This window comes from Pseudomonas sp. P2S-1 (assembly GCF_057197725.1).
On sequence record NZ_CM170068.1, the window covers coordinates 2728452 to 2740685 of the forward strand.

At 66.7% G+C, this 12234-nt stretch carries 1 protein-coding gene; it reads right to left on the minus strand.

Annotated features, from left to right (window positions below; all coding sequences use genetic code 11):
- Positions 1-56 precede the first annotated feature (56 nt).
- Positions 57-12233: a non-ribosomal peptide synthetase gene (locus AC2CQI_RS11995; protein ID WP_484580283.1), complete on the minus strand. Its 12177-nt coding sequence runs from the start codon at positions 12231-12233 to the stop codon at positions 57-59.
- Position 12234: the final 1 nt, after the last annotated feature.

Consider the following 12234-nt stretch of genomic DNA (forward strand, 5'->3'; position numbering starts at 1 on the left):
ACGGGCAGACAGGGATTTCACGGAGTCAAGCAGCTCTTGCACGTTGGGGTCTCCAGTCAGGCGAGCAGGTTGTCGATTTCCTCTGCACTAAGACGTTTGAGGGCCTCCAGGGATTTAGTCAGTTCGTCCTGGGCATGGTCCACCTGGCCCTGTTTCGCCTCGACCACGGCGCACAGGTCCTGCAGCGTGCTCTTCTCGAACAGCTCGCGCAGGGCGATATCGCAGCGCAACTGGTCGCGGATGCGTACCAGCATCTGCACCGCCAGCAGCGAGTGGCCGCCCAGCTCGAAGAAGTTGTCGGTGAGGCCGACCCGCTCCACTTGCAGGACATCCGCCCAGATCGCCGCGAGCTGCTGCTCCAGCTCGCTGACCGGGGCCACATGCGCGCCTTGCAGGCTGGCCGCGTCGGGCTTGGGCAGGGCCTTGCGGTCCAGCTTGCCGTTGGCGGTCAGCGGGAAGGCTTCCAGCAGGACCAGATGGGCCGGGACCATGTAGTCCGGCAGGTTGGCCCGCAGGTGAGCCTTCAGGCTGTCACGCAGATCACCCTGATCAGGATTGGCCGGGATCAGGTAAGCCGCGAGTTGCTGACCCGCCGGGCCATCAACTGCCAGCACGACCACTTCGCGTACGCCGTCGTGTTCCTGCAGACGCGCCTCGATCTCGCCGAGTTCGATACGGAAGCCGCGGATCTTCACCTGATGGTCGATACGGCCGGCGTATTCGATCACGCCCTCTTCGCGGAAACGGGCAAGGTCGCCGGTGCGGTACAGGCGGCTGCCATCGGTGGCGAACGGGTTCGGCACGAAGCGTTCGGCGGTCAGGGCGGCGCGATTGTGGTAACCGCGAGCCAGGCCGGCGTGGCCGACATGCAGTTCGCCACAGACTCCGGGCGCGACCGGGTTGAAATCGCTGTCCAGCACGACCATCGACAGGTCGGGAATGGCTTCGCCGATCGGGCTGACTTCCGCCTGCGCCAGGTCCGCCTTGGTGATCGGCCGGTAGGTCACGTGCACCGTGGTTTCGGTGATGCCGTACATGTTGATCAAACGCGGCTGCTCATCGCCGAAACGGTCGAACCACGGTTGCAGGCTGCCGACGTCCAGGGCTTCACCACCGAACACCACGTAACGCAGGGACAGCGCTGCGCAGGCGACCGGGACCAGTTGCTTGAAGGCCGATGGCGTCTGGTTCAGCACCGTGACCTTTTCGTCCACCAGCAGCTGGTTGAAGTCTTCCGGCGACCGGGTCACTTCACGCGGGACAACGACCAGGCGACCGCCATGCATCAGCGCGCCGAAGATCTCCCACACCGAGAAGTCGAAGGCATACGAGTGGAACAGGGTCCAGACGTCCTTGTCGTCGAAGCCGAACCAGTCCTCGGTCGCCTGGAACAGGCGCAGGACGTTGTGGTGCGGCAGCAAGGCACCTTTCGGCTTGCCGGTCGAGCCGGAGGTGTAGATCACGTAGGCCAGGTTGTCCGGCGAGGTCAGGTTGACCGGGTTTTCATCGCTGTAGCCCTCGAAGGAGCCCAGCAGATCGGCCTGGGTCAGCAGCAGCTTGATGCCGCTGTCCTGCTGCATGTAGTCGAGACGGTCCTGTGGATAATCCGGGTCCAGCGGCACGTAGGCGCCGCCGGCCTTGAGAATGCCCAGCACCCCAACCAGCATTTCCAGGCTGCGCTCGACCGAAAGCCCGACCAGCACATCCGGCCCGACGCCCTGCTCGCGCAGCTTGTGCGCCAACTGGTTGGCCCTGCGGTTCAGCTGTGCATACGTCAGTTGCTCGCCAGCAAAACTCACGGCCACCGACTCCGGCACCCGCTCCGCTTGCGCTTCGATGCGCTGATGAATGCACTGCTCGCCCGGGTAGACCGCCACTTCCTGGCTCACCACCGAAGGCAAGGCCAACCCACCCAGCACCGCCTGCGGATCCACCACCAGCGCCCGCAACAGATGGTCGAAATGCCCGACCAGCCGCGCCATGGCTTCATCACTGAAGCGCTGGCGATCGAAGTTGAAGCGCACACCCAGCGCATCGCCAGCCGAAACGATCAGGGTCAGCGGATAGTGGGTCTGCTCCAGGTTGATCACGCTGCCGAACTTCAGGTCCTCCGGCGCCGCCTGTTGCAACGCTTCGGACACCGGGTAGTTCTCGAACACCAGGATACTGTCGAACAGCGCCTCGCCGCCCTGCCCGGCCCAGCGCTGGATATCGTAGAGCGGCGTGTGCTCGTGCTCGCGCAGGGCCAGGTTGAGGTTCTGCACCTGCTGCACGAAGTCCGCCACGCGCTGCTCCGGGCGCGGGCTGCCGACCACCGGCAGGGTGTTGATGAACAGGCCGAGCTGCTCCTCGATCCCCGCCAGCTCCGCCGGACGCCCCGACACGGTAGCGCCGAAGGTCACGCTGGACTGCCCGGTATAGCGTTGCAGCAGCAACAGCCACGCGGCCTGGACCAGGGTGTTGAGGGTGACCCGCTGTTCGCGGGCGAACTCGTTGAGCTTGCGGGTTTCCCCTTGATCCAGCGCGTAATGCTGGTCGGTGTAACCCTGGGCGCCGGTGCTCGACCTGAGCACCTGGACCAGCCGGGTCGGCTCGTCCAGCACCGCCAGTTGCTCGCTCCAGAACCGCTGGCTGAGCGCCGCGTCCTGGCGTTGCAGCCACTCGATATAGTCGCGATAGCGCGCCCCGCTCGGCGCCGGCACTTCACCGTGGTAGCGCTGCAGGACTTCCCCGAGCAGGCGCGAGTTGCTCCAGCCGTCCATCAGGATGTGGTGGCTGGTGTAGACCAGGTGATGGCTGTCCTCGCCAGTACGCAGCAGGGTCAGGCGCAGCAGCGCTTCCTGCTCCAGGTCGAAACCGCGCTGGCGGTCGCCATCGGCCCAGGCCTTGAGCGCCGCGTCGGAATGATCGCGACCGCGCCAGTCCTGCTCGGCGAAGGCTGCCGCGACCTGGCGACGGATTACCTGCAACGGCCGCTCCATATCGCTGACGAAACCGGCGCGCAGCACTTCATGCTGGTCGATCAGTGCCTGCCAGGCCGCCTTGAAGCGCGGCACATCGAGGCCGCGGACATCCACGCGCATCTGGTTGATGTAGTTGCCCGCTTCCTTCTCGTACAGGCTGTGGAACAGCATGCCCTGCTGCATCGGCGACAGCGGGTAGATATCGGCGATCTCCGCCACGGCGATCGGCAGCCGGTCGATCTGCGCCTGCTCCAGGCGCGCCAGGGGGAAGTCCGACGGCGTCGCCCCGGCCACGCCGGCGCCCAGGCAATGGGCGATCAACTGGCGCAGTTCCTCGCCATATCGGTTGGCCAGGTCCTGCAACAGCGCTGGGGCGAAGGCCTCGGTGCTGAAACGCCAGTTCAGTTCCAGCTCGCCGCCATAGACCTGGCCGCTGACGCTGATCAGGCTGTCCAGCGGCGCCTCAGCGCTGTGCATATCGCCACGGCTTTCGCTGGCCGGGACGAACAGCGCGTCCTCGGCGGCAAAGCTGCCGTCGAACTGGCCTAGGTAGTTGAACACGATTGTGCCCTTGGCCAGGGCCGCCAGGCTGCGCCGCGCCTCGTCGCTGCCGAGGTAGCGCAGCACGCCGTAGCCGATGCCCTTGTTGGGGATCGCCCGCAGTTGTTCCTTGATGGTCTTCAGCGAGCCAGCCAGGTCCGCCTGCGGGCTGAGTTTCACCGGGTAGAGGCTGGTGAACCAGCCGACGGTGCGGGTGATATCCAGTTCGTCGAACAGGTCCTCGCGGCCATGGCCTTCCAGCTTGATCAGTGCCGAGGCCTGCCCGGTCCACTGGCAGATGACCCGGGCCAGGGCAGTCAGCAGCAGGTCGTTGATCTGCGTGCGGTAGGCCGCCGGGGCGTCCTGCAGCAACTGGCGGGTGGTGTCGCGGTCGAGACGGGTCGAGACACTGGTGATATTGCGGCTGGTCAGCGGGCCGGAGGCGTGATGCGGCAAGGCATCGCTGACGCCTTCCAGCTGGGCCTGCCAGTAACCCAGCTCCTGCTCCAGCGCGGGGCTGCGGGCGTAGTCGCGCAGGTGCTCGCCCCAGTGCCTGAAGGCGCTGGTCTTGCGCGGCAGGGCCGCGGGTTTGCCGTCCAGCAGCGCGCTGTAGGCCTGTTGCAGGTCTTCCAGGAGGATGCGCCAGGACACGCCATCCACCACCAGGTGATGGATCACCAGCAGCAGGCGCTGCGAGCCATCCGGCAGGTCGGCCAGCAGGGCGCGCAGCAGGTGGCCCTGTTGCAAGTCGAGGCTGCGCTGGGCCTGTTGCACCAGCGGCTCCAGCTCATCGACATGGGTCAGCTGGCGCTGCCAGAGCAGGGCCGCATCGTGACGGGCGCCATGACGGGCCTGCCAGACGCCGTTGTCTTCGGCGAAGGCCAGGCGCAGGGCGTCGTGCTGCACCAGCAGCGCGCGCAGGGCCTGTTCCAGCGCCTTGCCGTCCAGGGCGCGGGACGGCTGCAGCAGCACCGCCTGGTTGAAGTGATGGCGCTGCGGCAGGTCGCCGTCGAAGAACCAGTGCTGCACCGGGGTCAGCGGGGCGATGCCCTCGACCGCGCCCTGCTCGATAGTGGTGGCTTCGGCCAGCCGCGCCACCGCCGCCAGGCTTTGTACGGTCTGGCGCTGGAACAGGTCCTTCGGTGTGAAGAAGATCCCGGCATGACGGGCGCGGCTGACCACCTGGATGGAGATGATCGAATCACCGCCCAGCTCGAAGAAGTTGTCGGTCAGGCCGACCTTCTCCACCTTGAGCACATCGGCCCAGATCGCTGCCAGTTGCTGTTCCAGGGCACTCTGCGGGGCCACGTAGGCGGCTTGCAGAGTGGCCGCGTCAGGCTTGGGCAGGGCCTTGCGGTCCAGTTTGCCGTTGGCGGTCAGCGGGAAGGATTCCAGCAAGACCAGATGGGTCGGGACCATGTAGTCCGGCAGGTTGGCTTTCAGGTGGGTTTTCAGGGTCTCGCGCAGGTCGGCCTGGTGCGGATCGGTCGGGACCAGATAGGCCGCCAGTTGCTGCCCGCTCGGGCCGGCTACTGCCAATACCACTACTTCGCGTACGCCGTCGTGTTCCTGCAGACGCGCCTCGATCTCGCCCAGCTCGATACGGAAGCCGCGGATCTTCACCTGATGGTCGATGCGACCGGCGTATTCGATCACGCCCTCTTCGCGGAAACGGGCAAGGTCGCCGGTGCGGTACAGGCGGCTGCCATCCTTCGCGAACGGGTTCGGTACGAAGCGTTCGGCGGTGAGTGCGGCGCGGTTGTGGTAACCGCGTGCCAGGCCGGCGTGGCCGACATGCAGCTCGCCGCAGACACCGGTCGCGACGGGGTTGAAGTCGGTGTCGAGCACGACCATCGACAGGTCCGGGATCGCCTCACCGATCGGGCTGACTTCCGCCTGCACCAGGTCGGCCTTGGTGATCGGGCGATAGGTCACGTGCACCGTGGTTTCGGTGATGCCGTACATGTTGATCAGGCTTGGTTGCTGATCGCCGAAGCGCTCGAACCACGGTTGCAGGCTGCCGACGTCCAGGGCTTCGCCGCCGAACACTACGTAGCGCAGGCTCAGTGCTTCGCTGGCGACCCGGGACAGTTGCTTGAACGCCGATGGCGTCTGGTTCAGCACGGTGACCTTTTCGTCCACCAACAGCTGGCTGAAGTCTTCCGGCGACCGGGTCACTTCACGCGGGACAACGACCAGGCGACCGCCGTACATCAGCGCGCCGAAGATCTCCCACACGGAGAAGTCGAAGGCATAGGAGTGGAACAGGGTCCACACGTCCTTGTCGTCGAAACCGAACCAGTCCTCGGTCGCCTTGAACAGGCGCAGGACATTCTGGTGCGGCAACAGCGCGCCTTTCGGCTTGCCGGTCGAACCCGAGGTGTAGATCACATAGGCGAGGTTGTCCGGCGACGTCAGGTTGACCGGATTCTCATCGCTGTAACCCTCGAACGAGCCCAGCAGATCCGCCTGGGTCAGCAGCAGCTTGATGCCGCTGTCCTGCTGCATGTAGTCGAGACGGTCCTGTGGATAATCCGGGTCCAGCGGCACATAGGCGCCGCCGGCCTTGAGGATGCCCAGCACCCCAACCAGCATTTCCAGGCTGCGCTCGACGGAAAGCCCGACCAGCACATCCGGCCTAACGCCCTGCTCGCGCAGTTTGTGCGCCAGTTGGTTCGCCCGACGGTTCAGCTGTGCATAAGTCAGCTGTTCGCTACCGAAACTGACGGCCACCGCTTCCGGCACCCGCGCCGCCTGCGCCTCGATACGCTGATGAATGCACTGCTCGCCCGGGTAGACCGCCACTTCCTGGCTCACCGCCGAAGGCAAGGCCAGCTCACCCAGCGCCGCCTGCGGATTGGCCACCAGGGCCCGCAGCAGATGATCCAGATGCGCGGCCAGTTGCACCACCGCCGCATCGGCGAAGAAGCGCCGGTCATGGCTCAGGCGCATGGACAGCGTGGCGCCGACGTTGACCACCAGGGTCAGCGGATAGTGGGACTGTTCGCGGTTGACCAGCGTACCGAATTCCAGGCCCTGCGGTGCGGTCTGCTGCAGCGCCTCGGACACCGGGTAGTTCTCGAACACCAGGATATTGTCGAACAGCGCTTCGCCGCCCTGCCCGGCCCAGCGCTGGATCTCGTTGAGCGGCGTATGCTCGTGCTCGCGCAGGGCCACGTTCTGCTCCTGTACCTCGCGCACCCAATCGGCTACCGACTGTTCGGAACGCGGGCTGCCGACCACCGGCAGGGTGTTGATGAACAGGCCGAGCTGTTCCTCGATGCCCGGCAGCTCCGCCGGACGGCCCGCCACCGTGGCGCCGAAGGTCACGCTGGACTGCCCGGTGTAGCGTTGCAGCAGCAACAGCCACGCAGCCTGGACCAGGGTGTTGAGGGTGACCCGCTGCTCCCGGGCGAACTCGCCGAGGCGCTGGGTCAGGGAAGCGTCCAGCACATGGGACTGCTCGCCGTAACCCGTGCCGGCAACCCCGGACTTGAATGCCTGGACCAAGCGGGTCGGCTCGTCCAGGCGGTGCAGGTGACGCACCCAGAAGCGCTGGCTGGCGCTGCCGTCCTGGCGTTGCAGCCACTCGATATAGTCGCGATAGCGCGCGCCCTGACGAGCAACGTCCTGGCCGCTGTAGCGCTGCAAGACCTCGCCGAGCATGCGCGAGCTGCTCCAGCCGTCCATCAGGATGTGATGGCAGGTGTACACCAGTTGATAACGCTGCTCACCGATGCGCGCCACGGCCAACCGCAGCAGCGGCCCGCTACTCAGCTCGAAACCGCCCTCGCGCTCGCCGGCCGCCCAGGTATCCAGCCAGGCCTGCTGGTCGGCCTGGCCACGAGCATCGACCTCGCTGAACGGCACCTCGACCTGGCGCAGCACCACCTGCAACGGCTGCTCCAGCTCGCTGACGAACACGCTGCGCAGCACATCGTGCTGGTCCACCACCGCCTGCCAGGCCGCACGGAAGCGGGCGACCTCAAGGCCATTGACCTCGACCCGCAACTGGTTGATGTAGTTGCCGGCCTCCTGCTCGTAGAGGGTGTGGAACAGCATGCCCTGCTGCATCGGCGCCAGCGGGTAGAGGTCCTGGATATTGCCGGCGGGCACCGGCAGGCCATCCAGCTCGGCCTGGGTCAGTTTCACCAGCGGGAAGTCCGAGGGGGTGATGCCAGCCACCGCCGGCGCGGTGCAGTGCTCCACCAGCAGGCGCAGCTCGGTGGCGTAGTCATCCGCCAGGCGCTGCACGGTCTCGCGCTCGAACACCGCGCTGCTGAAGCTCCAGCCCAGGTCCAGCTCGCCGCCGTAGACCTGGCCGTTGATGCTCAGCAGGGCAGCCAGTGGCGCGGCGAAGTCCTGGCCGTCGCCGGCGCTTTCGCCAGACGGCGCGAACAGCGCGTCCTCGGCGGTGAAGCTGCCGTCGAACTGGCCCAGGTAGTTGAAGACGATAGCGCCCTGGGCCAGGCTGCCCAGCACCTCACGGGCGGCATCGTTGCCCAGGTGACGGAGCACGCCGTAGCCGATGCCCTTGTTCGGAACCGCCCGCAACTGTTCCTTGATCGCCTTGAGCGAGGCCTCCAGCGAGCCGGCCGGGGTCAGGCGCACCGGGAACAGGTTGCTGAACCAGCCGACGGTACGGCTCAGGTCGATCTCCTCGAACAGGTCCTCGCGGCCATGGCCTTCCAGGCGGATCAGCGTATGGGCCTGCCCGGTCCAGCGGCAGATCACCCGGGCCAGGGCGGTCAGCAGCAGGTCGTTGATCTGCGTGCGGTAGGCCGCCGGGGCGTCCTGCAGCAGGCGGCGGGTCAGTTCGGCATCCAAGTGGGTGCTGACCGACGCAGCATGCCGGCGCTCCTGGCTGCCCTCGGGATGGTCGCAAGGCAACTCGTCGCTGAGCCCGCGCAACTGCGCCTGCCAGTAATCCAGTTCCTGCTCCAGCGCCGGGCTCACGGCGTAGTCGTGCAACTGGCCGGCCCAGGCTTTCAGCGAACTGGTCTTGGCCGGCAATTCGATCGCCTTGCCCGCCATCAGCGCGGCGCAGGCCTGTTGCAGGTCTTCCAGCAGCACGCGCCAGGACACGCCGTCCACCACCAGGTGATGGATCACCAGAAGCAGGCGCTGTTCGCCGTCGGCGAGGTTGACCAGCAGCGCACGCAGCAGCGGGCCGTCGCCCAGGTTCAGGCTGCGCTGGGCCTCGTTGGCCAGCTCGCGCAGGTCGCCCGCTTCGGCCAGCTCACGGACCCACAGCACACCCGCGCTGCTGGCCGGGGCAAAGCTGGCCTGCCAGCCGGCGGACTGCTGCTGGAAGCTCAGGCGCAGGGCGTCGTGCTGCTCGATCAGCGCCTGCAACGCAGACTGCAAATGGGCGGCATGGAGGCGCACGCTGGGCTTGAGCATCACCGCCTGGTTCCAGTGCTGGCGCTCGGGGATCGCGGTGTCGAAGAAGCGCGCCTGGATCGGCAGCAGCGGCAGGCGCCCGCTGATCTGTGCCGGGGCCGGGGCGGCGGCTTTCTTCTCGATCAGCCTGGCGACGGTGGCCAACTGGCCGATGGTCTGTTTCTCGAACAGCTGCTTGGGGCTCAGCTTGATGCCCTGGCGCTTGGCCCGGGCGATGATCTGCAGGCTGAGGATCGAGTCGCCGCCCAGCTCGAAGAAGTTGTCGGTGCTGCCCACCTGTTCCAGCTTGAGCACGTCGCGCCAGATCGCCGCGAGCTTTTCCTCGATCTCGCCGGACGGTGCCACGTAACGCTGCTTGACCGCGCCCGGCCTGGGCAGGGCGCGCTTGTCCAGCTTGCCGTTGGCGGTCAGCGGCAGGCGCTCCAGCAACAGGATCTGCGCCGGCACCAGGTATTCCGGCAGGCTTGCCGCAAGTTGCTGGCGCAGGGCTTCGGCGTGCAGGGTGACGCCGCTGGCCGCGACGCAGTAGCCCACCAGTTGCAGGCGCGATTCATCGCTGTCTTGCGGCAGGGCCAGGACCACCGCCTCGGCCACGCCGTCGAGGCCTTGCAGCAGATGGCCGACCTCGCCCGGCTCGACACGGTAGCCACGGATCTTCACTTGGTCGTCGGCGCGGCCCAGGTATTCCAGCACACCGCCAACAAGGCGCGCACGGTCGCCGGCACGATAACGGCGCTGGCCGTTGTCGGCCGGGACGAAACGCTCGGCAGTCAGCGCCGGCTGGCCCAGATAGCCCTGGGCCAGGCCCTCGCCACCGAGGTACAGCTCACCGGCAACGCCTTCGGCGACCGGGTTGAGCCAGGCATCCAGCACCTGTGCTGTACCGTTCGCCAATGGCTGACCGACCGGCACGCTGCGGCAGCCGTCGAGGCGCTCGCCAGCTTCGTGGGTGAGGATGCCCACGGTGGTTTCGGTCGGGCCGTAGTGGTTGAGCACGCGGCAGTCCTTCAGGCCGCGGATCTGTTCCAGCAGGCTCCAGCTGCTGGCTTCGCCACCGAGCACCAGCAACTCGCGCGGCAGCACGTCCGCCGCTTTCGCCGCCTGCAACAGGCCTTGCAGATGGCTCGGGACGATCTTCAGCACGTCGATACGGTGCTCGCCCATGTAGGCGGCGAAGCGGTCCGGATCGAAGGCGTGTTCATGGGACAACAGGTGCAGCGCACGACCGGATGCCAGGGCGCCGAACAACATGGTGTGGCCAAGGTCGGCAGCGATGGTCGAGACCATCGCCAGGCTGGCGTCGGCGCTCAGGTCCAGGCGTTCCAGCACTGCCTGAATGTAGTTGCCCAGCGCGCTATGGCTGATCACTACGCCCTTGGGCTGACCGGTGGAGCCGGAGGTGTAGATGATGTAGGCCGGTTGCTCGGCATGGATCTGCACCGCTGGGGCGCAGGTATCGAGAGCGCCCCACAGCGATGGTGTCCAGCTCAGCGCCGGGCAGCCCAGGTCCATTTCGACACCCTGGATCAGCAACACCGCGCCGCTGTCACGTACCAGTTGGCGCAGGCGCTCCTGCGGCTGGCGGCTGTCCAGCGGCAGGTACACCGCGCCGAGCTTGAGCACCGCCAGCAGGCTGACCACCCACTCGATCCCGCGCTCCTGACACAGGGCTACGACCTGCCCGGCCTGCACGCCCTGCCCTTGCAGGTAATGGGCGAGCTGGTTGGATTGCGTCTCCAGTTGCGCGTAGTCGAGGGTCTGCTCGCCAGCGCGCAGGGCCAGCTTGCCGCGACCGGTCTGCAAGCCTTGCTGCCACAAGGAAATGAAGTTGCCACCGGTCAATGCCGGCGCCTGTGGCGCAGCCAGTTGCGGCGCCTGCTCGGGGAACACCAGCACCGGCTCGGCGACATGGGCCACGAGGTTTTCCAGCACCGTGCGCAGCGACCCGGCGATGCGCGCGATGGTCGCCGCTTCGAACAGGTCGGTGGCATAGGTGAAGTAGCCGCGCACACCGTCCGGACCATCGACGAAGTCATAGGCCAGGTCGAACCGTGCATCGCTGGAGCCGGAAGCGTACTTTTCCACGCTCAGGCCATCGACGCCGCGCTCCGCCTCACTGCCTTCATCGGCAACGAACACCTGCTGGTTGATCTTGAACTGGAACAGCGGGTTGTGCCCGAGGTTGCGCTCCGGGGCCAGGGCGTCCACCAGGTGCTCGAAGGGCAGCTCCTGATGGGACTGGGCACCGCTGACCACCTGTTTGACCTGTTCCAGCAGGGCGGCGAAGGGCTGGCGCTCGTCCACCTGGACACGTAGCACCTGGGTGTTGATGAAGAAGCCGATCAGCCCTTCCAGTTCGCTGCGGGTACGCCCGGCGTTCGGCGCGCCGATACGGATATCGGCCTGGCCGCTGTAGCGCGCCAGCACCACCGACATGGCGGCCAGGGTCAGCATGAACAGGGTCACGCCATTGTTGCGCGCCACCTGCTTGAGCTGCGCCGACAGGTCCGCCGGCAGATCGGCGCGCAGCACGGCGCCGCGGTAGCTCGGTTGCAGCGGACGCTCATGATCCAGCGGCAGGCTCAGCACCGGCTGCTCGTCGCCCAGTTGTTCCTTCCAGTAAGCCAACTGACGCTCGCCCTCGCCGGCTTCCAGCCAGGCGCGCTGCCAGATCGCATAGTCGGCGTACTGGATCGCCAGTTCCGGCAAAGGCGCCGGTTGACCGCTCAGTTGCGCCTGGTAGAACTGGACGAACTCGCGCACCAGCAACTGCCCGGACCAGCCGTCCGAGACCACATGGTGCATGCACAGGGTCAGGACATGCTCGCTGGCCCCGAGGCGGAACAGCTTGACCCGCAGCAACCGGTTACCCAGCAGGTCGAACGGCGCCTGCAATTCGGCTTCGACCAGCGCAGCCAGCGCGCTTTCCTCAGCCACTTCGACCAGCTCCAGCGCCACCGGCACCTGGTCGAGGATTTCCTGGTGGAACTCGCCTTCCACGGACACGAAGCGGGTACGCAGGGTTTCATGCCGCTGCACCAGTTGCTCCAGTGCACGGCCCAGCGCGGCGTGGTCCAGCGGACCGTTGAGGCGCACCGCCATGGGCACGTTGTAGGCGCTGTTGTCCGGCTCCATCTGCCACAGGAACAGCATGCGCTGCTGGGCGTAGGACAGCGGGATACGCGGCGTATCGGCACGGGTCACGGCAATCGGCAGGAGGCGGAAGCTCTGCCCGGTCTCGCGCATCTTGTCGAGGATCTGCCGGCGCTGCTCCAGGGGCAGGCCGACGAAACGTTTGGCAATGCGCTCTGCGGTAGTCTTGTCCATC

Bases quoted from the DNA above. Each gene is read 5' to 3' on its own strand.
- AC2CQI_RS11995 (WP_484580283.1), bottom strand. From the start codon at position 12,233: ATGGACAAGACTACCGCAGAGCGCATTGCCAAACGTTTCGTCGGCCTG.